Below are 12,329 nucleotides of genomic sequence, written 5' to 3' on the forward strand. Positions count from 1 at the left end.
GCTAGATATGCACCAGGAGAAAGATTGGATCTGATAATTGCAGCTTTTAAGCTCTTCGTGTATGCCTATATTCCTGTTCGAGCAATCGTGAATAAGGAGCCAACGAAGTCCTTTTTCGATAGAATTGATTTTCGAGCAAATTACTTTCTTCACTCACTAAAAGATGAGCAAACGAGAAATGTGCTTAGGTATGTTCAAGCATATTTATTCAAGGTCAATGTCGCGATTGTAATTGTGGTGGGTGTTGCTATTTTTGGCTTTCCTCATGCAAGTCAGAGTCTATTGCAGTTTCTAGGGCCTTTCTTTGTTTTTTTGGCAATAACCATCTTTTGTATTGGCTGGAATATGAACCATCGGGAGGTGGTGAGGAAGTTTTTCTTTGAAAGTCCTCTTGTTTTAGTGCCAGTTGCGCCACTGGCCGCGGCGGCTCTTGAGACCTGGTCAGGTGTTCCTATTGTTACTGGTAACTCAGAGTTAAGGCAGTATATGGGTTATAGTGGGCTTGGCTTGTGGTCATTTAGTGGCGTGATGGCCCTATTAGCCTTTGTAGGCTATGTTGTTTTCCCTTACTTATTGTTTTGGTTGGTTTTGGCTCCGCTTTTTTATATCTATATGGTGTCAATATATGGATTTCAGTCTGTTTTGAGGTTGCTTGACAAATACGCTACTCAAAACTTGATGGATGCCATGGTATTCATCCTTGGGGGGGTGATAGTTTTTTATTTTTGAATCCTCTGCTGAAAGAACCAATCGGGGACAGACCCCAATTAACGGATGTCTGCGAGTCGCTGACGAAACCGGGGCAGGCGTCGTGCCACCGGCGGCAGGCGGGTCGCCATGATTAGGGCCGACGCCGTGGCGTAAAGGGTCCACTCCCCGAGGTCGGCGCGTACCCCCCAGAAGAAGTGCAGGAGGATCAGCCCCAGGATGGGGTAGGCCAGCTTGTGCAGTGGCTTCCAGCGCTTGCCGAGCTTTCGCATCGCCCAGCGGTTCGAGGTCGCGCCCAAGGCCACCAAGCCGATCAGGGCGAGCAGGCCGACGATGATGTAGGGGCGCTTGACCAGCTCGCTGCCGAGCATCGCCCAGTCGAGCCCGAGGATGAACAGGGCGTAGCTGAGCAGGTGCAGGCTGGCGTAGGCCAGCGTCCAGAGGCCGAGCTGCCGCCGGATCAGCGTAAACCCCTTCCAGCGGGTAAGCCGGGTGAGCGGCGTCAGGCTCAGGGTGAGCAGCAGCATCCACAGCCCGCCGAGGCCGCTATTCAGCAGCAGATAGCGGCCCGGCTCGGGGCCGGCGGCGTTCTGGGCGACCTGCCAGCCCCACAGCAGCAGGGGCGCCAGCGCCGCCAGGAACACGCCGCCGCGCCACAGTCGCCATTTGCCCTGCGCCGTCATCAGAAGTGCTCCCGCAGGTCCATGCCCGCGTACAGCTCGGCCACCTCGTCGGCGTAGCCGTTGAACATCCGCGTATCGATGGTGTTGGGATTGAACAGGCTGTTGGGCAGGCGACGCTCGGTGGCCTGGCTCCAGCGCGGGTGGTCGACCTGCGGATTGACGTTGGCGTAGAAGCCGTACTCCTCGGGGGCGATCCGCTGCCAGGAATTGACCGGCTGCTCCTCCACCAGCGAGATACGCACGATCGACTTGATGCTCTTGAAGCCATATTTCCACGGCACCACCAGCCGCAGCGGCGCCCCGTTCTGGTTGGGCAGCTCGCGGCCGTACATGCCGAGGGCCAGCAGCGTCAGCGGGTGCATGGCCTCGTCCAGGCGCAGCCCCTCCACGTAGGGCCAGTCGATCAGCGCGAACGAGGAGCGCTGCCCGGGCATCTGCTCGGGGTCGACCAGGGTCTCGAAGCGCACGAAGCGGGCCTTGCCGGTGGGCTCGGCGCGCTTGATGACCTCGGCCAGGGGAATGCCCAGCCACGGAATCACCATCGACCACGCCTCAACGCAGCGCAGGCGATAGATGCGCTCCTCGAAGCGGGAGGGGCGGGCGAGGTCCTCCAGGTCGAAGCGGCCGCCGTTGTTCACCTCACCGTCGATCACCACGCTCCACGGCTGAGTCTCGAGGTCGCCGGCGCGGCGGGCCGGGTCGGACTTGCCGGTGCCGAACTCGTAGAAGTTGTTGTAGCCGCTGGCGTCGTCGAACGGGGCGATCGCGTCCTGCTCGGTGTCGTCCGGGACGATGGCGCGCCGACGGGAGGCCTCGAGCTTTTCCTTGAGCCAGGCGGGCGCATCGCCGCTGGGCACGTCCGAATAGTCGGCGCTGGCCCCGGCCCGGCCGGACAGGGCGAGCCCCGCTCCCAGGCCGGCCATGCCGCCCATGAAGCGGCGCCGCGAGAGATAGACGGATTCCGGTGTCACATCGGATTCGCGCAGATCGCTGGGCTTGGCGATGTTGATCAGCATGATGATGCCTCCACTGGCGGGGACGTGGGCACGACGAGTCTAGCCATCGTGACACCTCGGCCCCGTGAAAACCCTGACGGCAAGATGACAATCTTGTCATGTGGAGGGCGGCACGGCCCCGGATGTTCCCCGATCGATGGCTGACTGTCGGATAACCATGCCAATCATGGGCGCTGTGCCTGCTACGCTAGGCATCCAGTGTGCTGTCGACGGCGGAGGAGACGATGGCCTTCCACAATCCCGATCCGAAGATGCGAGCGTTAGAGCAGCGCAATGCCCGCTTGCGGGCCGAGCTGTTCGCCAAGCTCTTTGGCGGTGCGTGGCGTGGGCTTCGCCGGGGTGCCGAGCGGCTGTCGAAAGGGCGATTCCGCCGACGTCCCCCTCGGCCGCGGCCCTGACCAACGGCCTGCCCCTGCAACTGCGCATGGTGTGAAATGAGGGACGTGAAATGAGGGGCCGCCCCTGACGGTCCCACAGGAATCCGTCCAGCGGCGGGTGTTTTTTGCGTCGCGCCTGACCGCCCGGCTACTCTGCTCTATCCGATTCTGCTTATCTTGCCCAGGAGCCCCACCATGCCGACCCTCTCACGCCGCCAGGTCCTCGGAACGATAAGCGCCGCCGGCGCCATGATCGCGGCGGGCCAGCCGGCGTTCGCCGCCTCGTCCAGCACGTCCGCCGGTGTGGCTGATCTCGAGCGGCAGTTGGGTGAGCTGGAGCGTTCGGCCGACGACCGCGTAGGCGTGGCGCTGATGAACGTGGCCACCGGCGCGGTGGCGAGCCATCGCGGCCATGAGCGGTTCCTGTTCAACAGCACCTGCAAGTGCTTAATCGCCGCGGCGGTGCTGGCCCGAGTGGACGAGGGCCGCGAGACGCTGGATCGCCGCATCGTGATCGAGGAGGGCGATCTCGTCGGTTGGACGCCGATCACCGAGCAGCGGCTGGGCGAGCCCGGACTCACTCTTGCCGAGCTGTGCCAGGCGGCGATCGCCTGGAGCGACAACGCGGCGGCCAACGCGCTGATCGAGAGCGTCGGCGGGCCCGAGGCGGTCACCGCCTTCCTGCGCGAAATCGGCGACGACACCACGCGGCTGGACCGCGTCGAGCCCGCGCTGAACACCCACGACCACGCGGGCGACGAGCGCGACACCACCACGCCGCTGGCGATGATGACGACGCTTCGCTCCCTGCTGCTGGGCGATGCCCTGTCGCCGTCGTCGCGGCACCAGCTCGCGTCCTGGATGATCGAGGGCAAGACCGGCGACGCCCGGCTGCGCGCCGGCATGCCGTCGTCGTGGCTGGTCGCGGAGAAGACCGGCACCAATGGCGAGGGCAATGCCAACGACATCGGCATCGCTTGGCCGGGCGATCGCGGCGCGGTGATCGCCGTCGCCTATACCCTGATGCCCAGCGCGACCGCCGAGCAGCGCGACGAGACCATCGCCGCCGTCGGACGGCTGGCCGCCCGCGTATAATGTCGCTCCACAGCGCGCCATCGGGCGGGCCCCGATGGCGCCACCGTGAACACAGCAGCGGCTTGAGCGCGTCATGCCGCGCGCAATGAACGCAGCAAAGGAAGGGGATGGGCGACCCATGAGCACCACATCGTTCGAGGCGCTGGCCTGCCCGCTGGACGGCGACCCGCTGGAGCGCCGCGACGGCGCCTGGCGCTGCCCGGCCGGGCACAGCTTCGATATCGCCCGCCAGGGCTACGTGCACCTGCTGCCGGTGCAGAACAAGCGCTCCCGCGATCCCGGCGACAGCAAGGAAATGGTGGCGGCGCGGCGGCGCTTCCTCGAGGCCGGCCACTATCGGCCCATCGCCGAGGCGGTCAGCCGCGCCGTGCTGGCCGAAGCGCCCGCCGGCGGCACGCTGCACTGCCTGGACGCCGGCTGCGGCGAGGGCTTCTATCTGCGCGAGCTTTCCAGGATGGTGGAAGAGCAGGGCGGGGCGGCCACGCTCTCGCTGCTGGGCGTGGATATCTCCAAGTGGGCGGTGCTGGCCGCCGCCAAGCGCGAGAAGGCCGCCACCTGGGTGGTGGGCACCAACGCCCATTTGCCGGTGCAGGCGCAGAGCCTGGACCGCGTGCTGTGCCTGTTCGGCTTTCCCGTCTATCCGGAGTTCGCCCGGGTGCTGAAGCCGGGCGGCGAGCTGCTGCTGGTCGAGGCCGGGCCGGATCACCTGCGCGAGCTGCGCGAGGTCATCTACCCCAGCCTGAAGCCGTCCCGCGAGGACGATGCGGCCGCGCCCGAGGGCTTCACGCGGCGGCCCGCCGAGGCGCTGCGCTATACCATCGAGCTTGAGGGCGCCGAGCCCATCGCCGATCTGCTGGCGATGACGCCGCACCTGCACCGCGCCAGCGCCGAGGGGCGCGAGAAGGCCGCGGCGCTGACCTCGCTCACCCTCACCGTGGATGTGCGGCTGACGCGGCTGGTGCGAGAATAGGGCGATCCGGCCACCGAGCAGCGTTTTTCCGGGTGAGGCGAAGCGTCGCAGTTGATAGGGCGCTAACGGGGCGCCATGTTAGCGTAGATGCCTGACCCCACATTTCCAGGCCCTGCCGCGGCGCCGAGGCGCGCCGCGAGGGGCCGACAAGCGGAACCATGCACATGAGCCAACTCGAAGTGTCACCCCTGCGTCGTCCCCGCCGGCTGCGGCAGTCGCCGGCCATTCGTGATCTGGTCCGGGAGCACGACTTCTCCCTCAACGACCTGGTGCATCCGATCTTCATCGAGGAAGGCATCGACGAGCCCAAGGACGTGTCCGCCATGCCGGGCATCGTCCGCTACCCGGAGGCCATGGTCGAGGCCGAGATCAAGGAACTCGCCGCGCTGGGCGTGCGCTACGTGATGCCGTTCGGCATCTCCCGCCACAAGGACGAGCTGGGCAGCGACACCTGGAACGACGAGGGCCTGCTGGCCCGCATGATCCGCACCATCAAGCGGGCCTGCCCGGAGATGGTGGTCATCCCTGACATCTGCTTCTGCGAATATACCAGCCACGGCCACTGCGGCGTGGTCGAGGACGGCCACGTCTGCAACGACGCCACGGTGGAGAACCTGGTGAAGCAGAGCGTCGCCGCGGCCCGCGCCGGCGCCGACATGCTCGCGCCCTCGGCGATGATGGACGGCCAGGTGCGCGCCATCCGCGAGGGCCTGGACGCCGCCGGCTTCGAGCAGGTGTCGATCCTCGCGCATTCCGCCAAGTTCTCCTCGGCGTTCTACGGCCCCTTCCGCACCGCGGTGGACAGCGAGCTCAAGGGCGACCGCAAGGGCTACCAGCTGGACATCGCCAACGGCCGCCAGGCGCTGGTCGAGACGCTGCTGGACGAGGACGAGGGCGCCGACATCCTGATGGTCAAGCCGGGCACGCCCTACCTCGATGTGCTGGCCAACCTGCGCCAGCGCACCGATCTGCCGCTGGCCTCCTACCAGGTCGGTGGCGAATACGCCGGCATCAAGTACGCCGCCCTGGCCGGCGCGCTGGACGAGCAGCAGGTGGTGTTCGAGACCCTGGTGGGCTTCAAGCGCGCCGGCGCCGACTTGATCGTCAGCTACTACACCAAGCAGGTCGCGGAGTGGCTGGCGGGGAAATAAGCTCCGACCAACGCCGCGTTCAGCCGCCGAGACGATGACAGCCACCGCCCGAGAGGGCGGTGGTTTTTTTTGTGCGTGATGACGCGGCCATCGCCTCGCGGGCGATCGATAGATGCGCGCTAACGGGTTGATAGGATGCTAACGTGATCCCACGTGTTAGTCTGACGACCATCATCCGATAGCCAGGAGGTCCCATGAGCCAAGGTAACGAGTACGTTCCGCCGAAGGTATGGAGCTGGGAGAAGGCCAGCGGCGGTACCTTCGCCAGCGTCAATCGCCCCATCGCCGGGCCGACCCACGACAAGGCGCTGCCGGTCGGGAAGCATCCGTTCCAGCTCTACTCCATGGGCACACCCAACGGGGTGAAGGTCACGGTGCTGTTCGAGGAGCTGCTCGAGCTGGGCTATCAGGACGCCGAGTACGACGCCTGGCTGATCCGAATCGGCGACGGCGACCAGTTCGGCAGCGGCTTCGTCGAGGCCAACCCGAACTCGAAGATCCCGGCGCTGGTCGATCATGGCCCGGCCGAGCCGATCCGGGTGTTCGAGTCCGGTTCGATCATGCTCTACCTGGCCGAGCGCTTCGGCGAGTTCCTGCCGGGCGACCTCAAAGGACGCACCGAGACCATGAACTGGCTGTTCTGGCAGATGGGCAGCGCGCCCTTCCTCGGCGGCGGTTTCGGCCACTTCTACGCCTACGCGCCGGAGAAGCTGGAGTACCCGATCGACCGCTACGCCATGGAGACCAAGCGCCAGCTCGACGTGCTGAACCGCCGCCTGGCCGAGTCGCCCTATCTGGCTGGCGACGAGTACACCATCGCCGACATGGCCGTCTGGTCGTGGTACGGCCAGCTGGTGCTGGGCCGCCTGTACGACGCCGCCGAGTTCCTGAGCGTGCACGAGTACGAGCACGTGGTGCGCTGGGCCAAGGAGATCGATGCCCGCCCGGCGGTGCAGCGCGGCCGCATGGTCAACCGCACCTTCGGCGAGCCGGAGACGCAGCTGCACGAGCGCCACGACGCCAGCGACTTCCAGCACAAGACGCAGGACGTTATAAGCTCCTAACCATCTGGTCTTTGCACACAGAGCGCCGTGGGCCTAAGGTCCGCGGCGCTTATCGTTTCCGAAGAGGTCAAGATGTCCACTTTCCTGTCTCCCCTGTGGCGCGGCTATTGCGACAGCTCGCTGATCCTGCGCGTCACCCTCGCGCTGGTGCTGGGCGCCGCGGTTGGCCTGATCGGCGGCCCGGCCGTCGGCCAGGCGCTGGCCCCGCTCGGCGAGCTGCTGATGCGGCTGTTGAAGTTCATCATCCTGCCGATCGTGCTGTTCACCCTGATGTCCGGCGTCAACCAGGGCCGCGACGGCAGCCTGGGGCGCATCGGGCGCAAGGTGTTTCTCTACTATCTGGTGACCTCGGCGCTGGCGATCGTCGTCGGCCTGGCCGTGGCCAGCCTGCTGTCGCCGGGCGAGGGCATGACGCTCGAGGGCGCCGGTTCGGTGTCGGTGCCGGAGAATCCCGGCATCCTCTCGGTGCTGCTGGGGATCGTGCCGACTAATATCGTCGAGGCCTTCGCCGACCAGAACCTGCTGGGCATCATCTTCACCGCCCTGGTGTTCGGCCTGGCGGTGGCCAAGCTGCGCCAGTCCGAGACCCACGCCGAGCTGGGCGAGCGCCTGCACGGCCTGATCGAGGCGCTCAACGCCGCCACGCTCAAGGTGATGAGCGGCATCCTGCACGTGGTGCCGATCGGCGTGTTCGCCATCGTCGCCGGCACCGTGGCGAAGCAGGGCGTGGGCACGCTGCTGTCGCTCGGCGACATGGTGGTGGTGCTCTACGTGGCGCTGGGCGTGCAGCTGCTGGTCTATCTCGGGCTGCTCAAGGGCTTCGGGGTGAAGGCGCGCCACTTCTTCCGCGAGGCGCGCACGCCGATGGCCACCGCCTTCGCCACCCAGAGCAGTTCCGGCACGCTGCCGCTGACCCTGGACGCCGCGCGCCGCCTGGGGCTGTCCCGCGGGCTCTACGGCTTCAGCCTGCCGCTGGGCGCGACGCTGAACATGGACGGCGCGGCGATCCGCATCGCCATCTCGGCGGTGTTCGCCGCCAACGTGGCCGGCGCGCCGCTGGATCTGGCCAGCATGGCGCAGATCGTGGTGGTCGGCACGCTGATCTCGGTGGGCACCGCCGGGGTGCCGGGGGCGGGCATCGTGATGATCGCCACGGTGTTCTCCCAGGTCGGCCTGCCGATCGAGGCCGTGGCGCTGCTGACCGCCATCGACGCCCTGGTCGGCATGGGCTGCACGGCGCTGAACGTCACCGGCGACCTGGTCGGTACCGCCGTGATCGGCCGCAGCGAGGGCGAGCGCCTGAGCGAGCGGCCCGTCGACGACAGCGAGACCGCCGCGCAGGGCGCCCGCGCCTGAGCGAGATGCGGCCGCCTGCCGAGACGCAAAAACCCGCCAGTCGGCGGGTTTTTTTGCGTTCTGCGTCCGGCGTAGGTCATTGCCCCGAGGGTGGCAGCGGGGAGGCTGAGCCGGAACGCAAAAGGGCCCGCCGAAGCGGGCCCTTTCTCGGCGAGCCGGGGAGGCTCGCCGGGTCATCGCGATCCGAGGATCAGTCGATGGCCTTGATGTTGGAGGCCTGGAGGCCCTTCTTGCCCTGAGTCACGTCGAAGGAGACCTGCTGGCCTTCCTGCAGGGACTTGAAGCCTTCAGCCTGAATTTCGGAGAAGTGGGCGAACACGTCATCGCTGCCGTCGGACGGAGAAATGAAGCCGAAACCCTTGGAATCGTTGAACCACTTGACGGTACCAGTAGCCATGAAAATATCCTCTTCGCGCAAAGCGCCTTGTAAAGTTTCTGGTATTACCCAGGATCAGTAGCGGGTACAACAAGAAATACAATTACAGGCGGTCGAAAAGAATCGAATGCTTCTGGAACCATGCTGCTTGTTCACCAACTGGCGACACAGTGTCACGCCGGCCCGTCCGGGTCAAAGACTTTTTGGTACTAATTTTCTGAATCCTCTGCCGACGGCCTCGTCAGGGCTCATGCCGGGATGGTCAGGCGGCCGCCCTCGATGCGCCCGGCGGCGCCGTAGCGCCAGGGGCGGTTGTGCAGGCCGTGGCCGCTGGGCAGGCCGGTGTAGAGCGGCAGCCCGAGCGGCGCCAGGGTCTCGGCGACGATGGCCTCGAGCGGCGTGTCGCCGTAGGGCCGGCAGCCCTCGAAGGTGCCCAGGCACACGGCGGCGGCCCGGTCCAGGGCGCCGCCGTGCACCAGCTGCCATAGGGCGCGTTCCAGGCGGTAGTAGGGCTCGCCCACGTCCTCGAGGATCACCAGCGAGCCGGGCGGGGCGCGAAAGCCGGCGGGGGTGCCGATCAGGCTGGCGAGGGTGGCGAGGTTGCCGCCGGTGACCGGGCCCTCGAGGCGGGGCGGGGCGTCCGCCCAGGGCGCGATGGGATAGTCGAGGGTGGTCGGCCCGGCGATCAGCGCCAGGGTCTCCTCGAACTGGCGGCGCACGATGTCCCGCTCGTCGCCCCCGCCGTCGAGCGCGCCGGCCGCCGCCTTGGCCACCGGGCCGTGGATCGCCGGCACGCCGTGGCGGTGGCAGTGGTCGAGCAGCACGGTCACGTCGGAGTAGCCGATCAGCGGCTTGTTCGACCGCGCCAGGCGCGCCCAGTCGATGCCGTCGATCAGCTGGGCGGCGCCGTAGCCGCCGCGCACCGCCCATACCGCCCGGGTCTCGGGGGCGTCGAAGGCGGCGTGCAGTCGGGCCAGGCGATGCGCACGGCTGCCGGCCAGGTAGCGCTCGGGCGCCTGCAGCGGCTCCTCGACGCGCACCTCCACGCCCAGCGCCTCCAGGCCGCGAATGCCGGCGTCGATGGCCTCGGGCGCGGTGAAGGAAGAGGGGGCGATGAGGCTGACGGCGAGCGGCATGGACGACTCCACGTGAACGAAGGGCGCAGCCCGGCATTGTCGGCGGGATGCGGCCGGCTGTCACGCGGTGGCGATGGCGCGCGTCATGCCTTCGATTGATATGGCCCATCCGTCGCGGCGGGGGCGTCTCAGGTGGCTCGCCGCAGCGCCCTTGGCTTGACTGAGAAGGCAGCGAAGCACGCTGCGCGTTCGGTTCAGCGGAGGGGAGGATAAGCGGATGACGACGGCAATATCGAAGCGCGCGTGGATGGCGCTGGCCGTGGCGGGCGTGGCTGCCGCCGCCAGCGTCGTGTCGGCCGAGGAAGGAGCCTCGATGAGCCAGCGGGAGGATGCCCTGAGCGCCGCCTGGCCGGGCATGGTCGAAGGCGCCACCGTGATCGACTGGGAGGGCAAGGGGCTGCAGGAGGGCGACAACGGCTATACCTGCCTGCCGTCGCCCCAGGACATGGCCGGCAATGCCCCCATGTGCCTGGATGAAGTCTGGATGGCCTGGGCCAAGGCCTGGCAGAACAAGGAGCCTTTCACGGCGGATCGCCTGGGCATCGCCTACATGCTGGCGGGCGATGCGGGGGCCAGCAATCTCGACCCCTTCGCCATGGAAGCCACCGATGACAATCAGTGGGTGGTCGAAGGGCCGCACCTGATGATCGTCGCGCCGCCGGGGCTGCTGGACGCCTTCCCCACCGACCCCGACAGCGGAGGGCCCTATCTGATGTGGAAGGGCACCGACTATCAGCACCTGATGGTGCCGATGGGGGCGCGGCCGGTGGAACAGGGCATGGAATAGCATCGCTGCCAGCGCTGGCATCGGGCATCACGGACGATGCCCGCTTCGGCCCCTTTCACAGGAGATGACGTCCCATGACCGGTACCCTCTATCGCCTTTCCGCCTTCACGACCGATCCACATGGCGGCAATCCCGCCGGTGTCTGGATGGGTGAGTCGCTGCCCGATCCGGCCACCATGCAGCGCATTGCCACCGAGGTCGGCTACTCCGAGACCGCCTTCGTCGCGCCGCTCTCGGGGGCACATCGCACCGTGCGCTACTACAGCCCGCGGGTCGAGATCGATTTCTGCGGCCACGCCACCATCGCCGCCGGCGTCATGCTGGGGCGTCTGGGCGGGGCGGGCACTTACACGCTGGAAACGGCGATCGGCGAGGTGCCGGTCACGGTGTCGCAGCAGGATGGCGAGTGGCACGCCGCCTTGAGGTCGGTGACGCCCGAGCAGCGCCCCGCGGAAGCGGCCCTGGTCAACGAGGTGCTCGACTGCCTCGGCTGGGACGCCGCGGAGCTGGACGTCTCGCTGCCGCCGATGCTGGCCTATGCCGGGGTCTGGCATCTGGTGCTGGCGGCGGCAGAGCCGTCGCGCCTCGATCGGCTCGACTACGACTTCCCCGCGCTTCGGGCGCTGATGCAGGAGCGAGGGCTCACGACCCTGCAGCTGGTGTGGCGGGAGAGCCCGACGCGTTATCACGCTCGAGACCCGTTTCCGGTGGGAGGCGTGGTGGAGGATCCGGCCACCGGCGCTGCGGCGGCGGCATTGGGCGGCTATCTGCGCGATGCCGGGCTGCTCGCGGCGCCCGCGCGCCTGACCCTCCTGCAGGGCGAGGCCATGGGGCGCCCGAGCCGCCTCGAGGTGGCGATTCCAGCCACCGGGGGCATCGAGGTGAGCGGCACCGCCGTCGACCTCGCACCGGCACAGGTCGCCGGCATGGGCGTGACAGCGGGTTGGTGAGCGCTTACGAGGGAGGGCGGCGACGAAGACGTCAGCCGAGATAGGCCGCGATGGCCTCCAGGGCAAGCGTCCGGTGGCGGGCGGCCTCGGCCCAGCACTTCAGCACGTAGCGGTCGAAGATCACGTTGGTGGACGGCATCTCGGCGCTCCTCTCGGGGGAGATACCGTCAGTGTAGTGCGTTTTGTTGCAATGCAGCACGATAATTCGATGACCGCTCGCCATCCCGCCGGGCAGCGGGATGGCGAGGCGCGGTCAGGGCTTGGGGCCGGCGGCCTCTTGCTCGAACAGTTCCGCCTTGGCATCGCGCATGATGTCCTCGCAGGCGGCCTGGTGAGTGAGCTCGGTCAACAGTCCCTGGGCCATGAGAAAGCCCTTGCCGAGGCAGTCGTCGATGTCTTCCCGCGCCACCCTGGGCTCGGTATGACAGTGGAGCTTGATCGTTCTTCCACCGCCGTCCAGGCGGTCGGCCAGCCGGCGGATTCGCCAGGCGAGGCGGGTCTTCCAGCTGGCCGATGCTTCCGCGCCTTCGGTCACGCTCAGGGTGCAGCGCCATTCGGGCTTGTAGACCTTCATGCGAACCTCCTTATCGGCTTGGAATGAATGATCGATCGTGGGGCAGGCTCCGTCGGTGGGGAAACACGGCGGCCGGCTCGAGGCCG

13 protein-coding genes are annotated in these 12,329 nt (G+C 67.0%); 8 read left to right on the plus strand and 5 right to left on the minus strand.

All coding sequences use genetic code 11. The features are described 5' to 3' along the window. The first annotated feature begins 24 nt into the window (after window positions 1–24). Window positions 25–729, plus strand: a complete 705-nt coding sequence (locus MYL53_RS11725; RefSeq protein WP_247854141.1) for a hypothetical protein — start codon at window positions 25–27, stop codon at window positions 727–729. 38 nt (window positions 730–767) lie between these two features. Here MYL53_RS11725 and msrQ read toward each other — a convergent pair whose 3' ends face one another. Then, a complete protein-coding gene (gene msrQ / locus MYL53_RS11730; RefSeq protein WP_247854142.1) occupies window positions 768–1,391 on the minus strand; it encodes a protein-methionine-sulfoxide reductase heme-binding subunit MsrQ in 624 nt (207 codons plus the stop codon). After that, on the minus strand, window positions 1,391–2,407 hold the full coding sequence (msrP, locus tag MYL53_RS11735) for a protein-methionine-sulfoxide reductase catalytic subunit MsrP (RefSeq protein ID WP_247854143.1): 1,017 nt from the start codon (window positions 2,405–2,407) through the stop codon (window positions 1,391–1,393). Before msrP ends, msrQ begins: the two co-directional genes overlap by 1 nt. A 572-nt stretch (window positions 2,408–2,979) precedes the next feature. On the opposite strand from msrP, the gene bla reads away from it, so the two are divergent. From bla to MYL53_RS11760, 5 genes are all read left to right on the plus strand, one after another. Further along, on the plus strand, window positions 2,980–3,879 hold the full coding sequence (gene bla / locus MYL53_RS11740; protein ID WP_247854144.1) for a class A beta-lactamase: 900 nt from the start codon (window positions 2,980–2,982) through the stop codon (window positions 3,877–3,879). A gap of 118 nt (window positions 3,880–3,997) precedes the next feature. After that, on the plus strand, window positions 3,998–4,849 hold the full coding sequence (locus tag MYL53_RS11745; RefSeq protein WP_247854145.1) for a putative RNA methyltransferase: 852 nt from the start codon (window positions 3,998–4,000) through the stop codon (window positions 4,847–4,849). Between the two features lie 164 nt (window positions 4,850–5,013). After that, window positions 5,014–6,000, plus strand: a complete 987-nt coding sequence (hemB, locus tag MYL53_RS11750; RefSeq protein ID WP_247854146.1) for a porphobilinogen synthase — start codon at window positions 5,014–5,016, stop codon at window positions 5,998–6,000. Between the two features lie 194 nt (window positions 6,001–6,194). After that, complete coding sequence (yghU, locus tag MYL53_RS11755; protein ID WP_247854147.1) at window positions 6,195–7,064, plus strand: glutathione-dependent disulfide-bond oxidoreductase; 870 nt, start codon at window positions 6,195–6,197, stop codon at window positions 7,062–7,064. Window positions 7,065–7,136: 72 nt separating this feature from the next. Next, a complete protein-coding gene (locus tag MYL53_RS11760) occupies window positions 7,137–8,420 on the plus strand; it encodes a dicarboxylate/amino acid:cation symporter (protein WP_247854148.1) in 1,284 nt (427 codons plus the stop codon). Between the two features lie 190 nt (window positions 8,421–8,610). On the opposite strand, the gene MYL53_RS11765 is transcribed toward MYL53_RS11760, so the two are convergent. Together MYL53_RS11765 and MYL53_RS11770 are read right to left on the minus strand one after the other, a co-directional pair. After that, window positions 8,611–8,817 (minus strand): cold-shock protein, encoded by a 207-nt coding sequence (locus tag MYL53_RS11765; RefSeq protein WP_016853567.1) that lies wholly within the window; start codon window positions 8,815–8,817, stop codon window positions 8,611–8,613. Window positions 8,818–9,044: 227 nt separating this feature from the next. Further along, a complete protein-coding gene (locus MYL53_RS11770) occupies window positions 9,045–9,932 on the minus strand; it encodes a S66 peptidase family protein (RefSeq protein WP_247854149.1) in 888 nt (295 codons plus the stop codon). Window positions 9,933–10,149: 217 nt separating this feature from the next. On the opposite strand from MYL53_RS11770, the gene MYL53_RS11775 reads away from it, so the two are divergent. Together MYL53_RS11775 and MYL53_RS11780 are read left to right on the plus strand one after the other, a co-directional pair. Next, on the plus strand, window positions 10,150–10,719 hold the full coding sequence (locus tag MYL53_RS11775; protein ID WP_247854150.1) for a hypothetical protein: 570 nt from the start codon (window positions 10,150–10,152) through the stop codon (window positions 10,717–10,719). A gap of 74 nt (window positions 10,720–10,793) precedes the next feature. Further along, the gene (locus tag MYL53_RS11780; RefSeq protein WP_247854151.1) at window positions 10,794–11,669 is read left to right on the plus strand and encodes a PhzF family phenazine biosynthesis protein; all 876 of its coding nucleotides are present in this window, start codon (window positions 10,794–10,796) and stop codon (window positions 11,667–11,669) included. Between the two features lie 253 nt (window positions 11,670–11,922). Here MYL53_RS11780 and MYL53_RS11785 read toward each other — a convergent pair whose 3' ends face one another. Beyond that, window positions 11,923–12,243, minus strand: a complete 321-nt coding sequence (locus tag MYL53_RS11785; RefSeq protein WP_247854152.1) for a hypothetical protein — start codon at window positions 12,241–12,243, stop codon at window positions 11,923–11,925. Window positions 12,244–12,329 lie beyond the last annotated feature (86 nt).

The organism is Halomonas getboli (assembly GCF_023094245.1).
Classification (GTDB): Bacteria; Pseudomonadota; Gammaproteobacteria; order Pseudomonadales; family Halomonadaceae; genus Halomonas; species Halomonas getboli.

Excerpts from the sequence above, each read along its gene's own strand:
- msrQ (WP_247854142.1), bottom strand. The coding sequence starts at position 1,391 with ATGACGGCGCAGGGCAAATGGCGACTGTGGCGCGGCGGCGTGTTCCTG.
- msrP (WP_247854143.1), bottom strand. The coding sequence starts at position 2,407 with ATGCTGATCAACATCGCCAAGCCCAGCGATCTGCGCGAATCCGATGTG.
- bla (WP_247854144.1), top strand. The coding sequence starts at position 2,980 with ATGCCGACCCTCTCACGCCGCCAGGTCCTCGGAACGATAAGCGCCGCC.
- MYL53_RS11745 (WP_247854145.1), top strand. The coding sequence starts at position 3,998 with ATGAGCACCACATCGTTCGAGGCGCTGGCCTGCCCGCTGGACGGCGAC.
- hemB (WP_247854146.1), top strand. The coding sequence starts at position 5,014 with ATGAGCCAACTCGAAGTGTCACCCCTGCGTCGTCCCCGCCGGCTGCGG.
- yghU (WP_247854147.1), top strand. The coding sequence starts at position 6,195 with ATGAGCCAAGGTAACGAGTACGTTCCGCCGAAGGTATGGAGCTGGGAG.
- MYL53_RS11760 (WP_247854148.1), top strand. The coding sequence starts at position 7,137 with ATGTCCACTTTCCTGTCTCCCCTGTGGCGCGGCTATTGCGACAGCTCG.
- MYL53_RS11765 (WP_016853567.1), bottom strand. The coding sequence starts at position 8,817 with ATGGCTACTGGTACCGTCAAGTGGTTCAACGATTCCAAGGGTTTCGGC.
- MYL53_RS11770 (WP_247854149.1), bottom strand. The coding sequence starts at position 9,932 with ATGCCGCTCGCCGTCAGCCTCATCGCCCCCTCTTCCTTCACCGCGCCC.
- MYL53_RS11775 (WP_247854150.1), top strand. The coding sequence starts at position 10,150 with ATGACGACGGCAATATCGAAGCGCGCGTGGATGGCGCTGGCCGTGGCG.
- MYL53_RS11780 (WP_247854151.1), top strand. The coding sequence starts at position 10,794 with ATGACCGGTACCCTCTATCGCCTTTCCGCCTTCACGACCGATCCACAT.
- MYL53_RS11785 (WP_247854152.1), bottom strand. The coding sequence starts at position 12,243 with ATGAAGGTCTACAAGCCCGAATGGCGCTGCACCCTGAGCGTGACCGAA.